Below are 25,359 nucleotides of genomic sequence, written 5' to 3' on the forward strand. Positions count from 1 at the left end.
CAGGCTGTGCGGCCCTGGGTGATCATCATGATTCGCAGCGTGACCAGCACTGACACTATGTCAAGACCTGGCGGGGCTCGTGTCTCAGTGTGACCAGGGGGTGCTTGACATATCTGGTTTGGACGAATGAGACTCAGGTCACTTTCGCGATCCGAGAGCGCTCTCAACTCCGTCCAAGTTCCAGGGAGCACGTCACATGCGGCCCAGTGCCCGCTATCGCCCCATAGCCGGACTGCTGGCCTGCGCCGCGGTCCTGCTCGTCACCGCCGCCTGCGGCGGAGGCTCCAGTTCGTCCGGTCCGACCGCCGCCAAGACGGACGGGCCGAAGATCGAGCTGACCATCGCGACCTTCAACGAGTTCGGGTACGACGACCTGTACGCGGAGTACGAGGCCGCGCATCCGAACATCACGATCGTCCAGCAGCACGCCAAGACGGTCGACGACCACGTCAAGAACCTCGACGCGAACCTGGCGTCCGGGACCGGGCTGGCCGACATCGAGGCGATGGAGGTCAGCTGGATCTACAAGTACCTGGCCAAGGCCGACAAGTTCGTCGACCTGCGGCAGTACGGCGCGGACGACCTGAAGGACCGCTGGCTGGACTGGAAGGTGGCCGGCGCGACCACGCAGGACGGCAAGATCATCGGGTACGGCACCGACATCGGTCCGGAGGCGATCTGCTACCGCCGCGATCTGTTCGCGAAGGCGGGCCTGCCGACCGACCGCGCGCAGGTCGCGAAGATGTTCCAGGACTGGCCGTCGTACTTCGCGACCGGGCGGAAGTTCAAGGAACGGGTCCCTGGTTCGGCGTGGTACGACTCCGCCGTCCTGACCTGGGAGGCGATGCGCAACCAGCTGATCCAGGCGTACTACTCGAACCAGGACCGCTTCCTCGCCGGCGAGAACCCGCGGTTGAAGTCGACCTGGAACCAGGTGGTGGCCGGTAGCCGGGACGGTCTGTCCGCCGGGCTGGTCGCCTGGAGCGACGAGTGGAACGCCGCCTTCCGCACCGACAAGTTCGCGACGATGGCGTGCCCGGGCTGGCTGCTCGGCGTGATCCAGGACAACGCGGGCAGTTTCGGTAAGGGCAAGTGGGACGTCGCCGACGTGTTCCCGGGCGGTGGCGGCAACTGGGGCGGCTCGTACCTGACCGTGCCGATCCAGTCCCCGCAGCCGGAGGAGGCCGCGAAGCTGGCCGCCTGGCTGACCGCGCCCGAGCAGCAGGTGAAGGTGTTCAAGAAGATCGGCTCGTTCCCGTCGACGCTCGACGCGTACAACGACCCGCAGGTGAAGTCGCAGGTCAATCCGTACTTCAACAAGGCGCCGGTCGGCCAGATCTTCATCGACCGGGCCCGGAACGTGATCCTCAAGCAGCACAAGGGTCCCCGCGACGGCGAGATCAACCAGATCTTCAGCGCCGCGCTGGCCCGGGTCGACAACCACAAGCAGTCGCCGGACGCGGCCTGGGCACAGGCCGTCGACGAGGCGGAGCGGGTTGCCAACACCCGGGTGGGTAACTGAAGAAATCTGTCAACACGCCCCGGCGGGTGGCCAACGGCTGACGCGCGTTCGACCTAGGACGTACTACCGTGTGAACGCAGGCCGATCGACAGCCGAGGAGGGCCGATGGAAGGGTCTGGTTCTCCGACGCTGGAGCAGGTCGCGGCGGTCGCCGGGGTGTCGCGGGCGACGGTCTCGCGGGTCGTGAACGGCTCGCCGAAAGTGCTACCGGAGACGGTCGCCGCGGTCGAGCAGGCGATCCGGCAGCTGGGGTACGTACCGAACCGGGCGGCTCGCGCGCTGGTGACACGTCGTACCGATTCGGTAGCGATCGTCGTACCGGAGCCGGACAGCCGGGTGTTCTCGGACCCGTTCTTCGCCGGGATGCTGAGCGGGGTCAGCCGGACGCTGGCGCCGACCCGGTCGCAGCTGGTGCTGCTGATCGAGCCGGCCGAAGGTGACGACCAGAGGTTCATCCGCTATCTGCGCGGTGGGCATGTCGACGGCGCGATCATCATCAGTCACCACGGTCGCGACAACGTGCTGCAGGAGCTGGCGCAGCTGCCCTTGCCGATCGTGTTCAGTGCCCGGCCGCTCGGTGTCGACGTACCCGTGGCGAGTGTGGACGTGGACAACGTGGCCGGGGCGCGGACGGGGGTCGAGCATCTGCTCGCGATCGGGCGGCGGAAGGTCGCGACTGTCGCGGGTCCGCTCGACATGACTGCCGGGATCGATCGGCTGACCGGCTACAAGGACGTGATGAAGGAAGCCGGCTTGCCGGCGCTGATCGAGTACGGCGACTTCACGGCCGACGGCGGTGAACAGGCGGCGCTGCGGTTGCTGGATCAGCATCCGGATCTTGACGGACTGTTCGTCGCCTCCGACCTGATGGCGACCGCCGCGCTTCGGGTGCTGTCCGAGCGGGGTCGCCGGGTGCCCGCGGATGTCGCGGTCGTCGGCTTCGACGACTCGGTCCTGGCGACCACGACCACGCCCAAACTCACCACGGTCCGCCAGCCGGTCGAACAACTCGGGGCCCGCCTCGCCGAGATCCTGCTGGCCAAGATCGGCGGCGCCCAGCTCACCAGCCCCGAGATCTACAACACCGAACTGATCATCCGCGACAGCGCCTGATCTGCTCCGCTCCCTTCGCGCTTGTGCGCGTGGGTTATGTTGGTCGTACCAACGTTGGTATGGCCAACGCTTTGACCTGGGGAGATCAGATGGACAACGATGCTGCTCGTGTACTGGTGGTCGGGCGCAGCCCGAGTGTGCTGGAACGGGTCGTGGAGATGTTGCGGGAGGCCGGGTACCGGGCCGATGTGACGAACCAGTTCGGCGAGGTGCTGGACGACTACGACGCCGCAGGGCTCGATGTGCTCGTATTCGGCGGGATGGTTCCGCCCGACACCAAGCAGTTCCTGCGGGAGGAGGTCGGTAAGCGGAACGCCTCGGTGACCGTCGTCCAAGGGATGGTCGGGATCCCGGGGGTTCTTGCTGCTCAGGTTGACGCCGCGACTCGCGGCAGCGGGGCAGCGGTTGTCGAGTACGACGAGGTGGAGCGGACCATCCGGCTCGAGTTGCCGGAGGATTCGCGGGTGACGGTGGAGGCGTTCTGGATGACGTCGTGGACGCCGCCGGAGCCGAGTAGCACCTCGTCGATGGTGTTCGAAGATGACCTTGCGGCCGGATCGCGTGAGGTTGTGCTTCCGGAGCGAGTGCCGGGCGAGGCGGCGTTCGTGGTGGTGAGGGTCGGCGGGGATGCGCGGGTGTTCGCGATCGGCTCGATGCCGCAGGCGGTGACGCGGATGGTTCCGAAGTCGGCAGCGGATCAGCGGCTGCCCGAGGTTGCGAAGGTCAGCACGCGGACCTTCAGTTGAGGTGGGCGTCGGGGAGGCCGTAGAGGATGTACGCGAGACCGAGCGGGTTGCCGAGCCTGAGTAGTTCGAGGCGGGCCGTTCGGAGCGCCGAGCCGAGGCTGGTGCCAGGGGTCAGGGCGCCGTCGAGGAACGTCTTCGCGAACGCGTACGCGAGGCTGGGGAAGATGGCCGTCTCGGTGCCGATGACCGCGCCGGCCCCGTTGTAGGTAAAGCCTTTGACGAGACTGATCGCCTTGTCGGGCTCGAGCGCGGCGGTATCGCAGGCGTTCAGCACGACGAGCGGCCGGTGGTCCAGTGCGACATGTTTGGCGGCGAGGTTCGACTTGGAGATCGCCGCGCGGCCGAGCTTGTCCAGGACCAGCACCGGGCCGCCGCGGTCGCGATGCTCACCGTGGCACAGGAAGTACAAGATCGGGTACGTCGCCGGCTTTGCCGCCTCTTTGAACCAGAGGTCCCGGTCGGTGACGTGCACCGATCCGGGCAGCTTGCTGATGACATCGCCGGCGTGGTTCGTCACGCCGGCGACGACGGTGTCGGGCACCGTGCCGATCAAGGCCGTACGCGGGGAAGCCCCACCGACGTCCAGGCGTGGTGTCGCCGCGTCGTCGTTGTTGTCGGACAGCGGTACGCCGACATCGTGCCGCAGGCCCCAGAAACCGCTCGGGCAGACGACCTCGGTGTCCGCGTGATCGCAGCCGTCCGGTCCGAAGCAGCTGGATTGCTGCAGCGGTGTCCGCAGCCGGAGCGCCTCCTCGGCCTCCGGGCAGAGGGCGAGCGGGACGTTGGGATCGGTGTCCAGGTCGAAGTCGTACAGACCGGCCATCGGAGGCACGAACGTGGAGTCGCTGCGCGGAGCGATGTCGACCACGCCACCGGGACGGCGCATGAGCTGCTGGAGCTCGCGGCGGCGCGCGGGGTTCGCGAAATGACTGCTGATCTCCTCCCAGGCGTCGTACCCGCTCCGGGCCAGCTCGATCAGGTCCTTGCGCAGACCGTTGAAGGAGCCGAACGTGCCGTCCGGGAGCCGCCCGTACTTGTACGCCGTCGCCTTCGGCGGACTGTCCGATCCCCAGGCCGCGATCCGCAGGCCGCCACGGATCATCTGCAACAGGTCCTTGACCTCGAGGCTGTCGAACACAGCAGACAGCGACACCTCTTGCTGGTCGACCCCGCCACGGAAGAAGAACCCGTGCGTGCCGTCGCCGGCGCTGTTGGTGTAGATGCTCAGGCGGCGTTGCGCAAGGCGGCCGACGTCGGCGGTGGTGGGCGAGGTGGCGATCGCGTACGGCGTACCGGCCTTGAAGCGCGCGGTCTGGCGGCCGATGGACAGGACCAGGTGATGCACCCGGAGCAGGGCGCCGTGGTGGTACAGGCACACGCGCAGATGCGACTGCCCAGGCTCGGTCGGAGTGTGGAAGCGGAAGTACAGCCGGGTCCTGCGCAGCTCGTCCGGTACGTCGACGTCGTCGGCCGGCTCGCCGACACCCAGCGGGCGACCGCTGCCGAGCCGCAGCGTGCCGCTCGAACTGTTGCCATTGGCATCGAACAGGACCACTTCGAGGGTGTCGCCGGCAACCATCCGGGACAGGTCGATCCCGCCCATCGGGTCCGGCAGCGCATCGGGATCCGCCGGCCCGACACCGGCCCAGACGAGATAGTCCTGATCGGGCTGCAACGAACGGTTGACCAAGGCGACGGCTGGAGTGTCGGCACGGGCCAGACCGACGTTGAACTGATCGGGCTCGCCGGGGTCGGACCGGAAGTCCGAGAGGTGGTTCAGGGTCGGCAACCAGGCGGCGTAGCTCAGCGCGCGGCCAGGCGAGTACGTCTTGGGCTCGATGACCATCATTCGTTGCACGGTGTCGGAATCCAGTCCGGCGGTGACGCCCGTTACGAAGTGAGGGAACGCGCGCTGGGCAACGGCTATCTGACCGTCGAGCGCGGACGGGATCTGCGGGAGGCTCCCGATGAGAGTCAAGCGGGCAGCATCGGCGAGCTGCCGGACATCATCCGTGGTGTCGTCGGCGGCAGTGGTCAGCGCTTCGCCGAGGTGCTCGCGGCTGACGGCGCTGGCTCGTTGCAGGATGCCCTCGTTCACCTGCAGCAGCTGGCCGGCGATGGCACGGACCGCGGCGTCGCGGCCGAGGGGATTGTCGTCGGAGGTCAGCTCGTCGAGGACGTCGACCGCCGAGGTGAGCGCCGGCACCGTCCGCCCCGGGTCCGCCAGAGCGTCGATCTGCAGCTTCCGGACGAGGAGGGCCGGCACCGTCGACAGGTCGGACTCGGTCGCGAGGTTCTTCCACAGCTCCTTGTAGATCAGCTCGAGGACCTCGGGACGCACCCGCGATCCCAGCTCCTCGTTGGTCGTCCGGACGAGCCGGTACCAGGTGAGTTCGCGGTCGCGGCGCATCGGCATCTGCGCCTTGGTCGTCAGCGTCGTCGCGACGTCCAGCACCCTGGTCAGGGACGCAGGATCGCCCACCCGTACGACCATTCGAGCCCCCCTCAAACGGTTACGGAGAGCGTACGCTCTGATCAGGTCTTTGCACGAGGGGGGAACCATGGGAACAGAGACCACTGTCGAGTACCGGCTGCCCGTCACCAAGGTGCGGTTGCAGGCCACGGTCACCGAGACGGTCGACACGATCGTCGTCGAGAAAGCACCTGACGGGACAACCCGTCCGGCGAAGTCGCGCACAGCCGAGCGCACCTTCACACTCGTCACCGTCGCCGATCCGACGCCCTGGCTGCAGGTCAAGGTCGAGAGCGGACTGATGCGCGACTACGCGTTCGAAGTCGGTCTGACCGATGACGGGCGTCTCACCAGCACATCGATCGAGACGACCGGCCACCTCGGCCAGGTCCTGACCGCAGGCGCAACGCTCGCCGGTACGGCCCTGGCCTTGGCGACCGGCAACGTGCCGCTGGCCGCGTTGCTCGGCGCGGCCGGTGCCAATGCCGCTGTCGAGGAACCACTCGGCGAAGGCGACGACGTACCAGCGGAAGAAGAGGCCGCGGAGGACGAGCTGTTGTCGCCGGAGAAGCAGGTGTGGCAGGCGTACCTCGCGGCGTATCCCGAGCAGGCCGCGCGCCAGACCGAGCTGACCGAAGAGCAGCAGACGTTGGTGGGCGCGCTCGACGCAGCGCGCCGTCGGCTGCGGCTCGCAGTACCGGACGCGGCGAAGATGAAGTCCGAGCGGGACGCGGTCGCGACGCTGACCCGGTTGAAGGCTGACAACGAGCGCGAGCTCGATCGCGCGAACCAGCTCTTCGCCGCGTGGCGGGCCGGCACGCTGACCGAGACGAAGCTCGTGTACGACGAACTCGTCGATCTCGCCTCACTGCCGACCTGGTACGCCGGAGTGCTCACGTTCGGGACCGATGCCGAAGGCAAACGGGTCGAGACGTTCTTCGAGAACGCCCTCGGCGTCGCGGCCCTCGTCAGCGAGAACGGCACGCCCGCGCCGAGCCCCACCCCGACCACGCCGACGTTCAAGACCGACCGGTTCTACTACCGCACGCCGCGCCGGGTCCAGATCGGCCACGCGGTCGGCACGGCGCAGAAATCGGCGCTGACCTCGAGCGAACGGGTCCTGGTGATGGACCGCGCCGCCGAGCTCGTCGACGTACCGATCCGCAAGTCCTGGAGCGGGAAGCGCTCGACCGGCATCACCATGTCCGAGCTGGGCGCGATCACGAAGATCACGTACGGCGGGACCGCGAGCGCCGACGCGGGACTGCAGGCGCTTGCCGGCGTGCCCGCTGCCTTCGGGGGCGCACTGGAGACGGTGTCGAAAGCTCGCACCACCTTGGACGGACTCCGCAACGCTCCCCAGGAGCGCGAGCTAGACAACCTCAAACGTGCCGTGGAACTGGAGGAGCAGCGACTGAAGCTGGCCGGTCAGTCCGCAACGGCGACGGACTACGCGGAGCTCGCCCGGTTGAAGCAGGAGGTAGAGATCGCCGAGCTCCGCGCCAAGCTGCGCCAGCAGGGCGGCTAGGGCGGGTCGTTCTGGAACTGGAACTGAACTCGGATCGAATCGTCGAGAGGGATGACGACGGTGGTGTTGGAGGGGGACCAGGTCTGGGGGACGAGGAACAGGCGGTTCTCGCCTACCACCAGGAGGCGGAGGCCGCGGTAGCGGTAGTTGAACGTCTGCCCGGTGCCGGCGCGGAGCGTGGTTTCTTCGATGCCGGGGGAGCGGAGGGCGAGCTTCTCCTTGGTGTCGAGGATGACGACCGGGAAGCGGTTCAGGTGCCGGGCGTCGGCGCGGGCCAGGCCGCGGCCGGAGTACTGCGCGGTTGTCGCGGTCGCCCAGAAGGCGCAGGTGACCGTGGCGATCGCGAGGAGGGCGATGAGGATGCGCTGCTGGCCGAGGGAGGGGTCGGCCTTGCGGCGTAGATAGGTGAGGTAGGCAAGCGCCGCCGCCGAGAAGCCGATCACGGCGGGGACGATGAGGGCGTAGTACGGCACCTGGCCGATGAGCGGGTACGCGAGCAGGCCGGCCACGCCGAGGATGAGGACCAGTACGGCGACGCGGGCGGCGCGGCGTACTCCGACGGGCGTCGGATGGATCGCGTTGTGCAGCAGGAGAGCTGCCACCGCGAGCAGCGTGATCACGAGGAGCGGCACGAGCAGCGGCTGCGGACTGCGCATCACGTAGTCCTGGGTGCTCAGGCCGATCGTGTCGACGTCGATCCCGAAGTACTCGTACTGCGAACGCGAGGAGACGTAGCCGAAGTAGAACAACAGCGCGCTGAGCAGCGTCACCGGCGTGATGATGCCGGCGGCGAAACTGATCCAGCGCTCGGCCTGCGACCGCTCGTCGGCCATCTCAGCTCGTCGGTGTCTCGGGTGTCTCAGGCGTCTCGGCCGGCAACGCGGTCAGGACGATCTGGCTGCCGCTGCGACCGAGCAGGCTGTCGCAGTCGGACTGACTCTCGCACGTGGCCTGGCCCGGGACCTGGAGAGTGGTGCTGCCGGAGCTGACGACTTGACGGACACCGACGTAGCAGGTGTCGTGCTGATCGGCTGTCCACCGGACGCCGGCGCAGTCCGGAAGGTCGTCGGGGCAGGACTGCTCGGCGGTCTCGAAAACTCCCTCGGGTTTGAAGGTTGCCGTGCCCAACTCGATCGTGGTGCCGGCCGGGACCGACGTGTCGGTCAAGCTGACCGAGTAGCAGTTCGGATGCAGGTCGTCCACCGACGAGCCGCCGATCGGGAGCGAGACGATACTGATCGACGGCTGGTTCTGTTCGGGTTGGGTCGACTCGGCATCGGTCGGTTCGGGCGCCGGTTCGCTGGTGTCGTCGGCGGTCGCGGTCACCACCGGCGTCGGCGTACCCCCGTCGCCCGACGAGCAGCCCGTCAGCAACAGCACTGTCACCGAGACCGTCGCAACCAACGCTCGCATGACAACCACCCCCACGACCCAGAATGACCCTCTGTGCAGACTGCGACAACCTTTTGTTCACTCTCCGCTGCGACAACCGTGCATTCGTGATATCCCTGACTGCGAAGGGGGACAGTGAATGACAGACCACGAGATCCGGATCGCACTGGTTCTGAACGGCGGCGTCAGCCTGGCGGTCTGGATGGGCGGGGTGACGCACGAGCTGGATCTGATCCGGCGTGCGTCCGGCGGCTCCGACGCGCCGCAGTCCCAGCCGTACGACGCTGTGCTCGCCGACCGCTGGCGCGAGTTGTGCCACCGCGGCGAGGAACGCCGGCGCGTGGTGGTCGACGTGATCGCGGGGACGAGTGCCGGCGGCCTGAACGGTTCGTTGCTGGCGACAGCGATCGCGAACGGTTCGACCCTGGACCCGGACGGTGACAACGGGCCCTGGCTACGGCAGAAGTGGGTCGCGCTCGGCTCGCTCGACGTGGGCAAGCTGGTGCCGTCGGCCGGCGTGAAGTCGAGCTCGGTGCTCGACGGCAAGTACTTCCTGCAACAGCTCGAGGACCTGCTCAAGGGCGTCGCCGACGCGGGTGACAGTGATGCCGAGGAGCCGGTGACGCTGTTCGTCACGGCCTCCGGGTTGGGTGTGCAGCAGTTCAAGGCCAAGGACGCGGCCGGGCAGGCGTTCGTCGTACCGGACCATCGGTACCTGTACGGGTTCACGAGTGAGGACGCGCCGACGTACGACGGTGCCAAGCGCAAGTTCTCGGTCAAGGAGACGAACGGGTTGAAGGACACCGAGCTGCTCGCGCGAGCGGCCCGGGCGTCCGCGTCGTTCCCGGCCGCGTTCGGTCCGGTGCTGGAGACGCCCGAGCTGGCTGCGAGTCCGCCGCGGATGCAGCCCGGCCCGGCCGAAGCCGGGTCGTGGCTGGTGGACGGCGGCGTGCTCGACAACGCGCCGTTCGGTCCGGTGCTCGACGTGGTCGCCCGCCGACCGGTGACCGGCAAGGCGACGCGGTACGTGCTGTACGTCGTACCGTCCGCCGGGATCGGGCATGCCTCGACGGCGTTGCCGGGCGCTCAGGAGCCGAGCTGGCGGGTGGCGGCGTTGTCGGCGGTGCAGTTCCCGCGCGAGGTGGACTTCCGGTCGGACGTCGAGCAGCTGGAGCGATTGCTGCTCGAGGCCGACGCGTCCTGGTCCGACACCCAGCGGCTCTTCGATCGTTGCCTGAAGCAACCAGAGGAGCGGGCCCGGTTGAAGGCGGCGGCCGCGGCGCTGCAACCGGCGTACTCGCGGGGTCGTGCGGCCGGTGGAGTCTGGGAGGCGGTGACGGTCGCGAGTCACGACCAGTCGACCGTGCTGGACGCCGCGACCGCGCTGTCGGAGTCGGAGATCGACGAGATCCTCGCGACCGAACATCCCTGGGTGCCCGAGCCGGACGGCTCGACCAGCGCCGTACGCGACGATGCCGACGGCAACCCGAGTTGGCTGTGGGGGACCGGTGCGGCCGAGCGCATCGTGCGGCTCATCCTGCGCTCGCTGCGGAATCGGATCAGCAAGGCGCCGCGGGCCGAGCGTGCGGAGCTGGACAAGCGACTGACCGCGGCGAGCGACTGCCTGATGAAGGTGCAGGCGGTCCGTGACGCGCTCGACGTGGAGCTGGCGGCGGCGGATCTGGACCTGCGACCGGCCGGTGGCGCGGAGGCCGTCGCGGTCGGGCTGAACGACATCTTCGAGCAGTTGCAGATCCAGCGAGCGCTCGGCGATGCGTTCGCCGAGCTGGTCGCGGTGGTCGGCTGGGAGCTCGTCGACACCGCGCTCGAGGTCGAGATCGTGTCCCGTTGCACGTCGGCGCGTACGCCGGAGCAGCGCAGCGCGCCGTTCCAGTTCCTCCGGCTCGGACCGGACATTCCACTCGCCGTGCTCGACGAGCTGCAGGAAGGCTCGATTGCGAACCAGCTCAACGAGCGCATCCTCTACGGCAGTCAGGTCGGGCACTTCGGCGCGTTCGGTGCGGCCGACTGGCGGCGGTGGGACTGGTTGATGGGTCGGCTGCACTGCGTCGCCCACCTGGGCGCGATGCTCGGTGCGGACGCGGCCTGGATCCGCGAGACCCAGCGGCAGGTGCTGCAGGCCGAGGGCTGGGAGATCAGCGCGGTCGCCGAGCGGATCGAGCGGCTGGCCAAGGACTTCCCGGTCGATGCCGGGATCGGCGCGCTCGTGACGATGCGGAACGAGCTGAACGCCTCGCCCGAGGGACGCGCGATCACCAAGGGCATTGCGGACCGGATGGTCGACGTCTCGTCCGGTCTCGGGCCCGAGGTCGGCAACTGGGTGAAGGCCGCGGCGGGTCGCAAGCATCAGCCCGGGTCGTGGCTGCTGCGGACGGCGCGCTGGTTCACCGAGCCGGTCCGGCAGGCGGCCTGGGAGCGGATGGTCCGAGGCGCCAAGCTGAGCCCGGCGCAGCGGCCGCAGATCTTCGAGCCATGGTTGCCTGCAGCAACAGCTGTGATCGGCATCCTGCTGTTGATTCTCGCAGGCACCGTCGACGCCATCCGGCTGATCGCAGCGCTCCTCGCCGGAGCGGTGCTGGCCTTGAGCGCCGTGCTCGGCGTGGTGACCTGGTACGTACGCCGTGCCCGCCGGCGGATCCGCGCCTGGCTCGAGCGGCGGCTGCCGGAGATCAGTCCAGAGTCACGAAATCGATGAGCTCCTCGACCCGGCCGAGCAGCGCCGGGTCGAGGTCCGCGAAGCTGTTCACCTTGGACAGGATGTGCTTCCAGGCCGCCGCCACGTCGGCCTGATCGGTGGCCGGCCAGCCGAACGACTGCAGCACGCCCTTCTTCCAGTCCTGCCCGTGCGGGATCCGCGGCCACGCCTTGATCCCGACCGACGACGGCTTGACCGCTTCCCAGATGTCGATGAACGGGTGACCGACGACGCGCACGTACCGGTTGCTCACCTGGGCGGCGATCTTCGACTCCTTCGACCCCTCGACCAGGTGATCGACGAGTACGCCGAGCCGCCGGCCGGGAGCGGGCTGGAACCGGTTGACGATCTCGACCAGGTCGTCGACACCTTCGAGGTACTCGACCACGACGCCCTCGATCCGCAGGTCGTCACCCCAGACCTTCTCGACCAGCTCGGCGTCGTGCCGGCCCTCGACGTAGATCCGGCTGGCACGCGCGACCTTGGCCCGGACGTTGTCCACGGCCACCGAACCGGACGCGGTCCGCGTCTTCTTCACCGGGCCGGCCTTCTTCGGTGGCTTCAGGCTGACCGGCTTGCCGTCGATCCAGAAGCCGGGACCGAGCGGGTAGGTGCGGATCTTGCCGTGCCGGTCCTCGAGGTCGACGACCCCGTGCTCCCAGCGCACGATCGCACCGACGAACCCCGACGTGGGCTCCTCGACGACCATCCCTTTCTCGATCTCGACCTCGACGGTCCGCCCGTTCTTCGGCTTGCGCCAGTCACCAGCTAGTACGTCGTTCCCATACCTGTCAGCCACCCGGCCAACTCTAATAACTGGGAGCGGCATGCGACGCCGTTGACTGGCGGCTCGGCGCGGTGAGTGTGAGGGCGAAGTACGCGAGGAAGCCGACCACCAGGCCAACGGCCCACGAGTAGTCGTAGAGCGGTTTGAGGAACGGGATGAGGCCGTCCTGCGGGAACGGTCCGGCGCCCGGGTTCGAGTACGCGCCGCCGACCGCGAGCAGGGAACCGAGCAGGGTCGCCACCACACCGCGCCAGTTCCAGCCGGCGGCGTACCAGTAGCGGCCGTTCGGCTGGTAGAGGTCGGCGAGGAACAGGTTGGTCCGGTCGATCAGCCAGTAGCCCGCGATCAGCACACCGGCCACCGACGCGAGCAGGCCGCCGTAGAACGACAGCCAGACGAAGATGTAGATCGACGGGTCCGAGATCAGCCGCCACGGCTGGATCACGATGCCGATCACACCGGTCAGCAGGCCCGCGGTCCGGAAGTTCAGCCAGCGGGGCAGCGCGTTCGCGAAGTCGTACGACGGACTCACCACGTTGGCCGCGACGTTGCAGGACATCGTCGCGAGGATCGCCATGATCAGGCCGATCGTGACGATCACGGGGTTCTCGAACCGCCGGGTCAGCTCGACCGGGTCCCAGATCGCCGAGCCGTACAGCACGACCGTGCCGGAGGTGGTGATGATCGAGACCAGCGCGATGAACGACATCGTCGTCGGCAGGCCGATGATCTGGCCCCAGACCTGTTGCCGCTGGCCCTTCCCGAACCGGGTGAAGTCCGGCATGTTCAGCGACAGCGTCGCCCAGAACGCGATCATTCCCATCAGCGACGGCGCGAAGATCTTCCAGAAGTCGGCGTCCCAGCCGAGCTTCGAGGGCTGCGACAGGATCGGCCCGAAACCGCCGGCCTTGACCAGGATCGCGACCATCAGCGCCACGAACGCGACCGTCACCAGCGGCGCCGCCCAGTTCTCGAACCGGCGCAGACCCTCGATACCGCGGAAGATCAGCACCATCTGCAGCACCCAGAAGAACGCGAAGCTCAGCCACATCGTCCACGGATGCCCGCCGATCGCGGAGGCGTTCATCCAGCCGTCGCCGAACAGTTCGCCGACGATCACGTAGATCGCCTGGCCGCCGATCCAGGTCTGGATCCCGAACCAGCCGCAGGCGATGAACGCCCGCAACAGCGCCGGGAAGTTCGCGCCGCGGATGCCGTAGAACGCCCGCGCGAACACCGGGAACGGGATGCCGTACTTCGTCCCCGCGTGACTGTTCAGCAGCAGCGGGACCAGCACGATCAGGTTCCCCAGCGTGATCGTGAGGAACGCCTGCAACCAGTTCATCCCGATCGCGACCAGACCCGACGCGAGCAGGTAGCTGGGGATGTTGTGCGCCATCCCCATCCACAGCGCGGCGTAGTTGTACGTCGTCCACGTCCGCTCGGGCAACCTGGTCGGCGCCAGCTCGGCGTTCGCGTACGGGCTGTTCGCCAGCGCGTCGGGATCGGTCAGCTCGACTCGACCATCGGAGTGAACAGTCTGCTCAAGAGTGGCCACAGGTCCCACCTCATCCGGTCGGGCGATGTCCGTTCCGAACAAGTTGCGCGACGAGATGACGTCGTGTCAACGGACAACTACCCGAAAGGCTCATCCCGGGCCGAGCAGGGGCAGAGTCGGGCGCTGCGGCGTACCCAGAGCCTGGTAGCCGCGGCGGATCGCGTCCTGGAGCTTCTCGACCGGCCACGGCCAGTCCCCGGTGTGCTCGAGGGCGTCGTCGAGGGGAGTGCCGGCGTGGTGCAGCGACGAGATCGTGTTCGCCACCGTGCCGAGGTCGATGGCCTGATCGCGGGCGAACTCGACGTCGACGACCGCGCCGTGGCCGGGGACGATCTTCGCGGTCGCGGTCATCATGCCGACCACGCTGTTGACGGTGTCCGGCCACTCGAGCGGGAACGAGTCCTCGCCGTACGACGGCGGTGCCGACTCCTCGAGCAGATCGCCGACGAAGACCACGTCCACATCCGGTACGACGACGACCGTGTCGCCGGACGTGTGCGCGTTGCCGACGTACAGCAGCTCGACGCGACGGTCGCCGAGGTCGATCACCTTGGCGGCGGCGAACGTCGTACCCGCCAGGTTTTCTTCGGCCGCCGCGTTCTCGTGGAGGTAGACGGTGGCGTCGATGAAGACACTGTTGCCGGCGACGTGGTCGAAGTGCGCGTGGGTGTTGACGACCCAGCGGACCGGCAGGTCGGTGAGCTCGCGGATGTGGTCACGCAGCTGCTCGGCCTCTTCGGTGGTGGCGCGGGTGTCGATCACCAGCGCGCCCTCGGCTCCGACGACCAGGCCGACGTTCAGGTCCCATTCGTCGTACCGCCGGACCCAGGTGCGGTCGCCGATCTCGGTCCACTCACTCATGCGCCCGAGGTTACTTGCCGGACTACTTGCTGAGTACGTCGCCCTTGATCACCTGGTCGCGGTTGATCCCGCGGAGCAGCAGGCCGACGTTGTCGCCCGCCTTCGCGGTCTTCACGATCTTCCGGAACATCTCGACACCGGTGACCTCGACCTGCTGGAGCGGCTGGCCGGCGCGGCTGAGCAGCACCTGCTCACCGACCGACACCGTGCCGGCCTGCACCCGCCCGGTCACCACCGTGCCCCGCCCGGTGATCGAGAACACATCCTCGACCGTCATCCCGAACGCCCCGACCGGCAACGTGTCCTGCGGCCGCGGCGCTTCGGGGAAGGTCGGAGCGTCCTTCTTCCAGAACTTCCAGCTCATCCCTTGAGCCTAGTGGTTGGCAAGCCCTCTCCCTCCGCTTAGGCTCGCAAGTGTTCCGAACGGAACGTCGAAACTTTCGAAGGGTGGTCGGTGTGACGACACGACGTGCTGTGGTGGTCCGGGGCGGTTGGGAAGGACACTCCCCGGTCGAGGCGACCGACCTGTTCATCCCGTACCTGAAGGAGAACGGTTACGAGGTGACCGTCTCCGACACGACCGCGAGCTATCTCGAGCTCGACGGCGTCGACCTCGTCGTGCAGTGCGTCACGATGAGCGAGATCGAGCCCGAGCACTTCAAGGGTCTGGAGGCGGCGATCCGGCGCGGCACCGGGTTCGCCGGCTGGCACGGCGGTATCGCGGACTCGTTCCGCAAGAACGTCGACTACAACTTCATCGTCGGCGGGCAGTTCATCTCGCACCCGCACGGATTCACCGACTACCGCGTGGACATCGTGAAGGACCACCCGATCGTCGAGGGCATCGAGCACTTCGACGTGCACACCGAGCAGTACTACGTGCACTACGACCCGACCAACAACGTGCTCGCGACCACGACGTTCGAGTCGCACCCGGACTTCCCGTGGATCGAGGGTGCGGTGATGCCGGCGATCTGGACCCGCACCTATGGCGAGGGCAAGGTCTTCGTCTGCACGGTCGGCCACAAGCTGGACGACCTGGAGACTCCCGAGGTCCGCACGATCATCGAGCGGGGGCTGCTGTGGGCGAGCAAGTGACCAACATCGGCATCGTCGGCACTGGAGTGATCTCCGGCACGTACCTCGACCACCTGGGCAAGCTGCCCGGTGTCGACGTGGTGGCCGTCGCCGACCTGGACCGCAGTCGCGCCGAGGCGATCGCGGACCAGCACGAGGGCATCCGCGCACTCACCCCGGACGAGCTGTACGGCGCTGACGACGTCGAGATCGTGCTCAACCTGACGATCCCGGCCGCGCACGCTCCCGTGCACCAAGCTGCGATGGAGGCCGGCAAGCACGTGTACGGCGAGAAGCCGCTCGCCGTCGACCGCACCGCTGCCGAGCCACTGCTCAAGTACGCCGCCGCGAACAACCTGCGAGTCGGCTGCGCACCCGACACCGTCCTCGGTACGGGGACCCAGACCGCGCGTGCGGTGATCGACCGCGGCGACATCGGCGTGCCGCATGCCGCGTTCGCCGCCTTCACCACACCGGGTCACGAGCTGTGGCACCCGGCGCCGGAGTTCTACTACCAGCCTGGTGGCGGCCCGGTCCTCGACATGGGGCCGTACTACGTGACCAGCCTGGTCACGCTGCTCGGTCCGGTCCGCCGGGTCACCGCGCGCGCCGGTCAGTCGAAGCAGGAGCGCAAGATCCACAGTGGACCGCGTGAGGGTACGACGTTCCCGGTCGAGGTCCCGACGCATGTCACCGGCGTACTGGAGCACGAGTCCGGTGCGTTGACCACGGTCCTGATGTCCTTCGACGTCTGGGCGGCCCGGCTGCCGCGGATCGAAGTACACGGGACCGAGGGCAGCCTCTCGGTGCCGGACCCGAACGGCTTCGACGGCACGGTCGAGATCGCCACGGCGGCGCAGCGCGAGTGGACCGAGGTCCCGGTCGCCGGTGGGTACGCCGGTGCCGGCCGAGGCGTCGGTGTGGCCGACATGGCGCGGGCGCTTCGTCGCGGTGAGCCACACCGTGCTGACGGAGCGTTGGCGTACCACGTGCTCGACGTACTCGAGTCCCTGCTCGACGCGGCGGTCCAGGATCAGCCTGTGGACGTCGCGAGTACGGTCGAGCGGCCTGCCGCCGTACCGTTGGGAGCGTCGCCCGAGACAGCCTGAGGTCGAGGCTGAGACCCGCCCCACGCCGGAGTGCGTCGGCGTGGGTACTACGGCTCGGTAGACTGGCACTCGGAACTTTCGAGTGCCAAGGGTCGATCGAGAGAGGGTGGTGCGCGTGCTGGACGACCGCAAGCTGGATGTGCTCCGCGCCATCGTCGAGGACTACGTCGCGACCCATGAGCCGGTCGGGTCGAAGACGCTGGTCGATCGGCACAACCTCGGTGTCTCGCCGGCGACGGTCCGCAACGACATGGCCGCGCTGGAGGAGGAGGGGTACATCACCCAGCCGCACACCAGCGCCGGCCGGATCCCGACCGACGCCGGGTACCGGCTGTTCGTCGACAAGCTCAGCACGGTCAAGACGCTGTCGATCGCCGAGAAGCGGGCGATCACGTCGTTCCTGGCCGGAGCGGTCGACCTGGACGACGTCGTCCGGCGGACCGTCCGGCTGCTCGCGCAGATCACCCGACAGGTCGCGATCGTGCAGTATCCGTCGCTCAACCGGTCGAGCGTGCGGCACATCGAAGTCGTCACGATGGGTCAGCGTCGGCTGCTGCTGGTGCTGATCACCAGCAACGGCCGGGTCGAGCAGCGGATCGTCGAGCACCCGCACGACGTCGACGAGCAGCTGATCGCCGACCTGCGTTCGCGGCTGAACACGGTCCTCGCCGGGCAGCGCCTGACCGACGCGACGACCGCGCTCGGCGGCGTACCGGAGCTGTTCGCGCCGGGCGACCGGGCGCTGGTCGCGTCGATCGTCACCACGCTGCTGGAAGCCTTCACCGATGAGGTCGGCGAGCAGCGGATCGCGGTCGGCGGCGCGGCCAACCTGACCCGGTACGGCGACGACTTCGAGCGGAACGTGAAGCCGGTGCTGGAGGCGCTCGAGGAACACGTGATCCTGCTCCGGCTGCTCGGCGAGGCGACCAACCCGCAGACGCTGACCGTCCGCATCGGTCACGAGAACCCGTTCGAGGAGCTGGCCACCACGTCGGTGGTGGCGACCGGATACGGGTCCAAGTCGGAGGCGCTGGCCACGCTCGGCATCGTCGGCCCGACCCATATGGACTACCCGAGCACAATGGGCGCGGTGCGAGCCGTCGCGCGCTACGTCAGCCAGATCCTGGCCGACTCATAATGATTACAACCCCCTGGTCTGGAGTATGAGCACCGATTACTACGCCGTCCTAGGTGTCAGCCGTGACGCTTCACCGGACGAGATCAAGAAGGCGTACCGCAAGCTGGCACGCCAGTACCACCCGGACGTGAACGACTCCGAGGACGCGCACCAGAAGTTCCAGGAGATCGGGCGCGCGTTCCAGGTGCTCAGCGACCCGCAGAAGCGGCAGATGCACGACCTCGGCGGCGACCCGTTCGCGACCGCGGGCGCGGGGCCGGGCGGCGCCGGGTTCGGGCAGGCGTTCACGTTCACCGACATCATGGACGCGTTCTTCGGCCAGACCGGCGGTGCGACCCGTGGGCCGCGACCGCGGACGCGGCGCGGTCAGGATGCGCTGATCCCACTGCGGATCGACCTGGCCGAGGCAGCCTTCGGTACGACGCGCGAGCTCAAGGTCGACACCGCCGTACTGTGCCCGACCTGTAGCGGGTCCGGCGCGGCGGCCGGGTCCGAGCCGGTCACCTGCGAGATCTGCCACGGGCGTGGCGAAGTGACGCACACGCAGCGGTCGTTCCTCGGCGAGGTGCGGACGATGCGCCCGTGCCCGAACTGCCGCGGCTACGGCACCACGATCCCGAGCCCGTGCGTCGAGTGCGCCGGCGACGGGCGGGTGCGCTCGCGTCGCACCGTCACCGTGAAGATCCCCGGTGGCGTCGACAGCGGGACCAGGGTGCAGCTGTCCGGGCAGGGCGAGGTCGGGCCCGGCGGTGGACCGGCCGGCGATCTGTACGTCGAGATCGAGGTCGAGCCGCACGACATCTTCACCCGCAACGGTGACGACCTGCACTGCACGGTCACGCTGCCGATGACCGCGGCCGCGCTGGGTACGACGATCGACCTGCCGACGCTCGAGGGCGAGACGACGCCGCTGGAGATCCGGCCGGGCACGCAGTCCGGCACCGGGCTGACGCTGACGGCCCGCGGCGTACCGCGGCTGCGGCACGCGGGACGCGGCGACCTGATCGTCCAGGTCATCGTCGAGACCCCGACGAAGCTCGACGACGCCCAGGCCGACCTCCTCCGCCAGTTGGCGGTCGCCCGCGACGAGGAACGCCCCCAGGGCCAGGTCCAAGCCACCCACAAAGGCGTCTTCGGCCGCCTCCGTGACGCCTTCGGCGCCCACTAGATGGGTGTCGCGGTCTTCCACCTGGAAGACCTGTCCGATGCCGAGCTGACCCTCGATGGTGCTGAGGGTCGGCATGCGGCGGTCGTACGGCGGATCGGGCCTGGTGAGCGCATTCGGTTGACGGATGGGCGTGGGGCTTGGGTCGAGGGGCCCGTGGTGAGTGCTTCGAAGACTGCGCTGACCGTGGCTGTTGATGAGCGGGGGAGCGTGGCGGCGGCTGAGCCGCGGGTGGTTGTGGTGCAGGCCGTGCCCAAGGGGGAGCGGGCCGAGTTGGCGGTGGAGATGCTGACCGAGGTCGGCGCGGATGTGATCGTGCCGTGGAACGCGGAGCGGAGTCAGTTCCGGGCGAACCCCGAGCGGGTGGAGAAGACGCTCGCGAAGTGGCGGGCGTGGGCGTTCGAGGCGAGCAAGCAATCGCGACGTACGTGGTTCGCCGAGGTCACACCGATCGCATCCACGGCCGAGGTCGCGGAGCGGCTCGCCCGCGCGGCGCTCCCCGTCGTACTGCACGAAGAAGCGACCACCCCATTGGCATCGCTGCAGGTCCCGACCTCGGGCGACATCGTCCTCGTCATCGGCCCCGAAGGCGGCATCGCCCCGACCGAACTGAAGACCTTCGACGTCGACCCGGTCCGCCTCGGGAACACCGTCCTGCGCACCTCAACCGCCGGCGTCGCCGCAGCAGCCGCCCTCCTCGCCCCGACCCGCTGGACCTAACCCCGCACGGCCCGCTGGTACGCCGCGAGTGCATCCGCGTCGTCGATGCTCCCGTGATGGTGCACCTGCCGCCACGCCCCGTCGTATCGGAAGATCCGCGTCGTCCGGATCCGCAGCGGCCGCTCGCCCAGCTCCGGATGCTGGTAAGTCCCGACCTCACGTCCCGCGAACACCACCGACTCCTCCAGCCAGTACGTCGCCGCGTCGCCGAACGTCACCTGGACATCGAGCGTCCCCGCGAACACCCGCTCGTACAGTGACCGCACCGCCTCCCGCGACCGCAGAATCCCGCCGATCGGGTTGTTCAACTGCACCAACGGATCGTCCGCCCAACCGTCGACCAACGTCTCCAGGTCCTTGCTGTTGAGCGCGTAGTAGAACGTCTCCAGCGCCGCGAGCGCACCCTCCCGCCCCGGCAACCGTGCATCCTCGGCCCGCGGCCGCGCTCCCGGGCCGAATCCGTAGTCGACCAGCTCGATCATCGGGAACTCCTCGCTAGACTGTTAGACAGGAACCGAACATCACTGTACGACAAGGATCGAACACCATGGTCGTCGAGTCAGCCCGAGCGCGGACGCTCAGTCACGTGGACCCGGCCGAGGTGCCGTTGCAGACGGCTCTCGACGCGCTTGCGGACCCGGTCCGGCGGTCGATCCTGCGGGATCTCGCCACGCACGACGACTGGACGCGCGCCTGCGGCACCTTCGACCTCCCGGTCAAGAAGGCGACCGCCAGCCACCATTTCGCCGTACTCCGCTCCGCCGGCCTGATCGAGCAGCGCGACGAAGGCGCCCGCCGCCTCAACCGCCTCCGCCGCCCCGAGTTCGACCAGTCCTTCCCCGGCCTCCTGTCGGCCACCATCGACCGCGCGGACTGACAACTCTTACAAACCCCGAACACTGTCCCGAATCTCCTCGAACGCCGGCCGGGCAGAGTCGTTCTCGTCAGCACTAAGGCACGAGAACGAGGAGCAGAACATGCGCAGGTCTGTGCGCGGTGCGATCGCGGCCGGTACGTCGGCCGTCGTCCTGGTCGGCGGACTCGTCGGAAGTACGACGATCGCCACGGCCGATCCGACTCCGGCGCCGTCGCCGAGTGCGTCGTACAAGCAGGTCACGCTGAGCCCGGAGGACTCCCAGAAACTCTGCGCCGAGCGGCTGCCGAAGATGCTCGAGCGGCGCGACAAGCTGGCCCGGCGGATCAGCGGCGGCGCCGACGTGAAGGGTTCGGTCGCCTGGCTGAAGGCGCGAGCCGCCGAGCAGAGGACCAAGGGCCACACCAAGGTCGCGGACCGGTTGGAGAAGCGTGCCGAACGCCGCTCCGGGCGGCTCACGGACCTCGGTGCCGCCAAGACGAAGCTCGAGGCGTTCAAGGCCAAGTACTGCCAGGCGGTCAAGTGATGCGCAAGGTCCTGGCCGTCCTGCTCGGTACGGCGTGCCTCGGACTCGGACTGACCGCCTGCGGCAGCTCCGGCAACGAGCCCGGTGGGCAGGGCACCGGTCCTGCTCCGGCGACCCGACAGGTGGGGTCGCCGGAGCAGGAGCTCGATCAGATCGGGTCTACGCTGGACGCGATCGATCGCGAGCTGGCCGGGGACGACGCGCCCTGACCGAGGATTCCCGGGAGCACAGGATGGCCGACGCCGGTCGCGGGCTGGTCCTGGTGGTGGAGGACGAGGCGGCGATCGCCGAGGTGATCGAGCTGTACCTGCGGCGCGACGGATTCGCCGTCCAGATCGAGTCGGACGGCGAGTCGGCGCTGGCTGCGTGGCGCCGGCTGCACCCGGTCGCGGTGATCCTCGACATCGGTCTGCCCGGCCGTGACGGCGCCGATGTCTGCCGGACGATGCGGGCGGCGGGCGACTGGACGCCGGTCCTGTTCGTCACCGCTCGCGACGACGAGCTGGATCGCCTGCTGGGACTGGAGCTCGGCGCGGACGACTACGTGACCAAGCCGTTCAGCCCGCGGGAGCTTGCCGCCCGGGTCCGGACAGTCCTCCGCCGCGCGTCCGGCGGCATTCCGGCCGGAGCCTCGCCGGCCGGCGAAATACTCTCGGTCGGCCTGGTGCGGGTCGATGCCGGGCGTCGGCGCGCCTGGGCGGGTGAGACAGAGGTGAGCCTGACGTCGACCGAGTTCGAGCTGCTGGCCCAGTTGCTGCGACGCCCGGGCCGCGTGTTCGAGCGTGACGAGCTGCTCAGCTCGGTCTGGGGGTACCAGTCCGCCGCCGGCACCCGCACGGTCGACGTACACATCGCCCAGTTGCGTGCGAAGCTCGGCGCGGCCAGCCCGATCCGCACGGTCCGCGGCGTCGGCTACGCGGCCGACCACGACTGATGGCCGCCGAGGTCCGAACGCCGGACGAGGCCGGTCGCGGCTCGCTGGCCACCCGGATCGTGCTGACCTGTGTCGCCGTCGCCGGAGTCGCCGTACTGGTGGCGGGTCTGGTGATGGCGGGCCTGGCCAGACGTTCGGCGCAGAACGTGCTGCAACAGTCGTTGGCCGCGCAGGCCGACGTGATCGCCGGGCAGGTGGACCAACGCGGCCTGAGTTCACGTGCGGCCGGGCTCGGGCGGGTCGCTCAGGTCGTCCGCGGGCAGGGCATCGTCGTCGTCCTGCTCCTGCCACGGCGCGGCGTCCAGTCGACCGACGGATCCTCCACCCAGGCTGCGATCACGGCCGGGCTCGGCGAGATCAGCAGTACGCAACAGATCTCCACAGAGGTGCGGGTCGGCGGCACCGACTACCTGGTGGAGGCCCGCGGCCTCGGCGACAGCTCCGGATTCGCGTTGGTCGAGCCGGTCCGGTTGGCTGCCGACACGCGGCGAACCCTGATTCGCAACATCTTGTTCGCGCTCGGCGCCGGTCTGCTGGTCGCTGCCCTGGCCGGGACTCTGCTCGGGCGGCTGCTCGGGCGTCCGCTGCGCCGTACCGCGGATGTCGCCGCGGCGATGCGTCAGGGCCGGCGCGACCTCCGGGCACCGGTGGAAGGCCCCGCCGAGGTGGCCGAGGTGGCTGCCGCGGTCAACGAGCTCTCGATCGCGTTGCAGCACAGCGAGGCGCGGCAGCGCGAGTTCCTGCTCTCGGTCTCGCACGAGCTGCGTACGCCGCTGACCGCCGTGCACGGGTTCGCCGAGTCGCTCGCGGACGGGGTCGCGACCGATCCGCGGCACGCCGGTCACGTGATCCGGCAGGAGTCGCAGCGCCTCGAGCGGCTGGTCAGTGACCTGCTCGACCTGGCCCGGATCGGAGCGGATCAGTTCCAGCTCGACCTCGCCCAGGTGGATCTACGAGAGACGCTGGTCGCGTGCGCCGAGGTCTGGCGCGTGCGGTGCGAGCGGCAAGGTGTCCGGTTCCGGCTCGACCTGCCGCCGGGGCCGGCGGTCACGACGACTGATCCGCGCAGGATCCGACAGGTCCTGGACGGCCTGGCCGAGAACGCTCTGCGCGTCACGCCGCCGCGGGCACAGCTCACGATGTCGCTCGGCCACGCGCCCGGCGCCGTCACGATCCAGGTCCGCGACGGCGGTCCGGGGCTGGCTGTCGAGGACTACGCGGTCGCGTTCGAGCCAGGCGTACTCAATCAGAAGTACCGCGGTCGCAGGCCGGTCGGCTCCGGAATCGGCCTCGCGCTGGCGCACGGGCTGGTCACGCGGCTCGGTGGCACGCTCACGGCAGGTCCTGCGCCGGAGGGCGGAGCGGCGTTCACGCTCGTACTGCCGGCTACTTGACGACGATCGTCTTCGAGTCAGTGTTCGTGATGCTGCCGTCGGCGTCGGAGATCAGATAGGCGTCGATCTGCCACGGGCCCGGACTGAGCGAGACCGAGAACGCGAACGGCGAGAACTTCTGGCCTTCCTCGGTGGTGGTGAAGCTCTTTTTCGTCTCGCGGGTCTTCAGATTGGTCAGCTGGTAGTTCACGGTCGCTTCGAACGCGTTCGCGGTGCCCTGCACAGTGACCTTGCTGCCGGTCACCGCGCCCTCGCTGGGCGAGGTGATCCAGACCAGCGCCTGGACGTCCGCCGCCTGCGCCCGGCCGAGCGGCGCACTGGTGTCGACCTGCCCGAACAGCTTCTGACCGGCCCGGCCCTGCTGCGTGATCTGGACCGCGGACGTGTCGTCCGCCAGCGCGCCTTGGACGGTGTAGATCAGCTGCTGCGTCGCGACGTTCGCGAGGTCGGGGGCCAGGGTGGTCTTCGGCAGCTGCTTGAAGTCGACCGTCACGACCCCGTCCGAGCGGGTCACGGAGTTGACTGCGGCGCCGCGCCAGACCGAGTAGTAGTCCGGGTCCTCCGGTTGCTTGGTGGTCATGATCCGGACGGCCTCCTCGGCGGGATGGCCGCTGACCTTGGACCAGGTGCGGTACAGGCGAGCCGTCGACTTCGTCGGCGTGCCGAGCTGCTGTCCGAGCCAGTACACCGGTACGACGGCACTGGCCACGGACTGCTCCGGCTTGCCGCGGTCCGTCGGCCGCGATGTCTTCACCGCAGGCGACGTCGTCGGTGGCAGCGTCGTCGGTGGCAGCGTCGCCGGCGCAGGAGACGGCGTAACCCTCGAGGGCGTCTGACTCTGCGGTACGCCGGAAGCGCTCGTCGTCGTGCCCGGACCGGCCACCGCGTCGCCGTCGTTGGCCAGGTTGTTGTTCCCGTTGAACACGGTGAACGCGCCGATCGCCGCCGCGGTCCCGACTGTGGCCACGCCTGCGGTCAGGAGCCAGGGGCGGCGTGCGGCGGGTCGGCGCTGGGCGTGCGCGCGGGCGCGGATCTCCGGCAGTGCGTCGGCCGGCTCGATCCGGTCCGCCTCGTCCCGCAAGGCCCGGCGCATCAGCTCGTCGAACGGCTCGTTCGAGTTCTGGTCGTTCATACGTTCTGCTCCAGGAGCTGGCGCAGCGACTTGGTCGCGCGCGCGGCGTGGCTCTTCACGGAGCCACGGCTGATGCCCATCGTGTCGGCGATCTCGGCCTCCGACAGGTCGCCGTAGTACCGGAGCACCATCACGGTGCGCTGCTTCTCCGGCAGGGTCCGCATCGCCTCGATGACCCGGTCGGTCTCTTCGGTCCGCAGTACCGCCTGCTCGGCGCTGGGCTCGTCGGGCAGTGATTTGGGGGTGTGCTTGTCCACCACCACCAGGTGGCGCTGGCGGGACCGGCAGCGGTTCACCACCGCGGTCCGCAGGTACGCGAGTGCCTTGTGGGGGTCGCGGAGCCGGTGCCAGCGACCGTGCATCGCGACGAACGCGTCCTGCACGATCTCCTCCGCCGTACCGGTGTCGCGCAGCAGCAGCGAGCCGAGGCGGACGAGCGAGGTGTAATGAGCGGTGTAGACAGCCGTCAGCGCCTCGTCGGCATCCCACGAGGACTCATGTGTCACGCACTCTTCGTACACCACGGCCGGTTGAGCCACGAAAAGACGACGCCAAGACCCTGTCCCAGGTTGACAACAGAATGGCCCGATCCGA

25 protein-coding genes are annotated in these 25,359 nt (G+C 68.8%); 15 read left to right on the forward strand and 10 right to left on the reverse strand.

Going from position 1 to position 25,359, the window contains the following annotated elements:
• The first annotated feature begins 196 nt into the window (after positions 1-196).
• The 3 genes from OHA10_RS23670 (at position 197) to OHA10_RS23680 (ending at position 3,381) form a co-directional block, all read left to right on the forward strand.
• Entirely contained in the window at positions 197-1,522 is a 1,326-nt protein-coding gene (locus tag OHA10_RS23670; RefSeq protein ID WP_371400950.1) for an extracellular solute-binding protein, read from the forward strand.
• A gap of 105 nt (positions 1,523-1,627) precedes the next feature.
• Complete coding sequence (locus OHA10_RS23675; protein ID WP_371400951.1) at positions 1,628-2,635, forward strand: LacI family DNA-binding transcriptional regulator; 1,008 nt, start codon at positions 1,628-1,630, stop codon at positions 2,633-2,635.
• Between the two features lie 89 nt (positions 2,636-2,724).
• On the forward strand, positions 2,725-3,381 hold the full coding sequence (locus OHA10_RS23680) for a hypothetical protein (protein ID WP_371400952.1): 657 nt from the start codon (positions 2,725-2,727) through the stop codon (positions 3,379-3,381).
• Here OHA10_RS23680 and OHA10_RS23685 read toward each other — a convergent pair.
• A complete protein-coding gene (locus tag OHA10_RS23685; protein ID WP_371400953.1) occupies positions 3,374-5,875 on the reverse strand; it encodes a CHAT domain-containing protein in 2,502 nt (833 codons plus the stop codon). The genes OHA10_RS23680 and OHA10_RS23685 overlap by 8 nt on opposite strands.
• Positions 5,876-5,942: 67 nt before the next feature.
• On the opposite strand from OHA10_RS23685, the gene OHA10_RS23690 reads away from it, so the two are divergent.
• Positions 5,943-7,382, forward strand: coding sequence for a hypothetical protein (locus tag OHA10_RS23690; RefSeq protein ID WP_371400954.1), 1,440 nt, complete (start codon positions 5,943-5,945; stop codon positions 7,380-7,382).
• On the opposite strand, the gene OHA10_RS23695 is transcribed toward OHA10_RS23690, so the two are convergent.
• Both OHA10_RS23695 and OHA10_RS23700 read right to left on the reverse strand, forming a co-directional pair.
• Positions 7,379-8,215: a hypothetical protein gene (locus OHA10_RS23695; RefSeq protein WP_371400955.1), complete on the reverse strand. Its 837-nt coding sequence runs from the start codon at positions 8,213-8,215 to the stop codon at positions 7,379-7,381. The genes OHA10_RS23690 and OHA10_RS23695 overlap by 4 nt on opposite strands.
• Before the next feature lies 1 nt (position 8,216).
• Complete coding sequence (locus tag OHA10_RS23700) at positions 8,217-8,795, reverse strand: hypothetical protein (protein WP_371400956.1); 579 nt, start codon at positions 8,793-8,795, stop codon at positions 8,217-8,219.
• Positions 8,796-8,913: 118 nt separating this feature from the next.
• Between OHA10_RS23700 and OHA10_RS23705 the strand changes: the two genes are divergently transcribed.
• Positions 8,914-11,490, forward strand: coding sequence for a DUF3376 domain-containing protein (locus tag OHA10_RS23705; protein WP_371400957.1), 2,577 nt, complete (start codon positions 8,914-8,916; stop codon positions 11,488-11,490).
• On the opposite strand, the gene OHA10_RS23710 is transcribed toward OHA10_RS23705, so the two are convergent.
• From OHA10_RS23710 to OHA10_RS23725, 4 genes are all read right to left on the reverse strand, one after another.
• On the reverse strand, positions 11,465-12,319 hold the full coding sequence (locus OHA10_RS23710) for a DUF3097 domain-containing protein (protein ID WP_371400958.1): 855 nt from the start codon (positions 12,317-12,319) through the stop codon (positions 11,465-11,467). The genes OHA10_RS23705 and OHA10_RS23710 overlap by 26 nt on opposite strands.
• Positions 12,300-13,835 (reverse strand): NCS1 family nucleobase:cation symporter-1, encoded by a 1,536-nt coding sequence (locus OHA10_RS23715; protein WP_371400959.1) that lies wholly within the window; start codon positions 13,833-13,835, stop codon positions 12,300-12,302. Before OHA10_RS23715 ends, OHA10_RS23710 begins: the two co-directional genes overlap by 20 nt.
• A 90-nt stretch (positions 13,836-13,925) precedes the next feature.
• Entirely contained in the window at positions 13,926-14,696 is a 771-nt protein-coding gene (locus OHA10_RS23720) for an MBL fold metallo-hydrolase (protein WP_371400960.1), read from the reverse strand.
• 22 nt (positions 14,697-14,718) lie between these two features.
• A complete protein-coding gene (locus tag OHA10_RS23725; RefSeq protein ID WP_371400961.1) occupies positions 14,719-15,060 on the reverse strand; it encodes an EF-Tu/IF-2/RF-3 family GTPase in 342 nt (113 codons plus the stop codon).
• A gap of 92 nt (positions 15,061-15,152) precedes the next feature.
• On the opposite strand from OHA10_RS23725, the gene OHA10_RS23730 reads away from it, so the two are divergent.
• From OHA10_RS23730 to OHA10_RS23750, 5 genes are all read left to right on the forward strand, one after another.
• Positions 15,153-15,794, forward strand: a complete 642-nt coding sequence (locus tag OHA10_RS23730) for a ThuA domain-containing protein (RefSeq protein WP_371400962.1) — start codon at positions 15,153-15,155, stop codon at positions 15,792-15,794.
• On the forward strand, positions 15,779-16,882 hold the full coding sequence (locus OHA10_RS23735; RefSeq protein WP_371400963.1) for a Gfo/Idh/MocA family protein: 1,104 nt from the start codon (positions 15,779-15,781) through the stop codon (positions 16,880-16,882). The genes OHA10_RS23730 and OHA10_RS23735 overlap by 16 nt, the downstream gene beginning before the upstream one ends.
• Before the next feature lie 115 nt (positions 16,883-16,997).
• Positions 16,998-18,020, forward strand: coding sequence for a heat-inducible transcriptional repressor HrcA (gene hrcA / locus OHA10_RS23740; RefSeq protein ID WP_371400964.1), 1,023 nt, complete (start codon positions 16,998-17,000; stop codon positions 18,018-18,020).
• 25 nt (positions 18,021-18,045) lie between these two features.
• On the forward strand, positions 18,046-19,188 hold the full coding sequence (gene dnaJ, locus OHA10_RS23745; RefSeq protein ID WP_371400965.1) for a molecular chaperone DnaJ: 1,143 nt from the start codon (positions 18,046-18,048) through the stop codon (positions 19,186-19,188).
• A complete protein-coding gene (locus tag OHA10_RS23750) occupies positions 19,189-19,905 on the forward strand; it encodes a 16S rRNA (uracil(1498)-N(3))-methyltransferase (RefSeq protein ID WP_371400966.1) in 717 nt (238 codons plus the stop codon). It begins immediately after the preceding gene.
• Here the strand turns inward: OHA10_RS23750 and OHA10_RS23755 are convergent.
• Positions 19,902-20,387 (reverse strand): nuclear transport factor 2 family protein, encoded by a 486-nt coding sequence (locus OHA10_RS23755; RefSeq protein ID WP_371400967.1) that lies wholly within the window; start codon positions 20,385-20,387, stop codon positions 19,902-19,904. The two genes, OHA10_RS23750 and OHA10_RS23755, sit on opposite strands and share 4 nt — an antisense overlap.
• Before the next feature lie 65 nt (positions 20,388-20,452).
• Between OHA10_RS23755 and OHA10_RS23760 the strand changes: the two genes are divergently transcribed.
• The 5 genes from OHA10_RS23760 (at position 20,453) to OHA10_RS23780 (ending at position 23,633) form a co-directional block, all read left to right on the forward strand.
• Positions 20,453-20,782 (forward strand): ArsR/SmtB family transcription factor, encoded by a 330-nt coding sequence (locus OHA10_RS23760; protein ID WP_371400968.1) that lies wholly within the window; start codon positions 20,453-20,455, stop codon positions 20,780-20,782.
• A gap of 100 nt (positions 20,783-20,882) precedes the next feature.
• The gene (locus OHA10_RS23765; RefSeq protein WP_371400969.1) at positions 20,883-21,305 is read left to right on the forward strand and encodes a hypothetical protein; all 423 of its coding nucleotides are present in this window, start codon (positions 20,883-20,885) and stop codon (positions 21,303-21,305) included.
• Positions 21,305-21,514, forward strand: coding sequence for a hypothetical protein (locus OHA10_RS23770; protein WP_371400970.1), 210 nt, complete (start codon positions 21,305-21,307; stop codon positions 21,512-21,514). Before OHA10_RS23765 ends, OHA10_RS23770 begins: the two co-directional genes overlap by 1 nt.
• Positions 21,515-21,537: 23 nt before the next feature.
• On the forward strand, positions 21,538-22,239 hold the full coding sequence (locus OHA10_RS23775; protein ID WP_371400971.1) for a response regulator: 702 nt from the start codon (positions 21,538-21,540) through the stop codon (positions 22,237-22,239).
• On the forward strand, positions 22,239-23,633 hold the full coding sequence (locus tag OHA10_RS23780) for a sensor histidine kinase (RefSeq protein WP_371400972.1): 1,395 nt from the start codon (positions 22,239-22,241) through the stop codon (positions 23,631-23,633). The genes OHA10_RS23775 and OHA10_RS23780 overlap by 1 nt, the downstream gene beginning before the upstream one ends.
• Here the strand turns inward: OHA10_RS23780 and OHA10_RS23785 are convergent.
• Positions 23,626-24,765, reverse strand: coding sequence for a Gmad2 immunoglobulin-like domain-containing protein (locus OHA10_RS23785; protein ID WP_371400973.1), 1,140 nt, complete (start codon positions 24,763-24,765; stop codon positions 23,626-23,628). The two genes, OHA10_RS23780 and OHA10_RS23785, sit on opposite strands and share 8 nt — an antisense overlap.
• Entirely contained in the window at positions 24,762-25,271 is a 510-nt protein-coding gene (locus OHA10_RS23790; protein ID WP_371400974.1) for a SigE family RNA polymerase sigma factor, read from the reverse strand. The genes OHA10_RS23785 and OHA10_RS23790 overlap by 4 nt, the downstream gene beginning before the upstream one ends.
• Positions 25,272-25,359 lie beyond the last annotated feature (88 nt).

It is taken from the genome of Kribbella sp. NBC_00662 (assembly GCF_041430295.1).
Lineage (GTDB): Bacteria > Actinomycetota > Actinomycetes > Propionibacteriales > Kribbellaceae > Kribbella.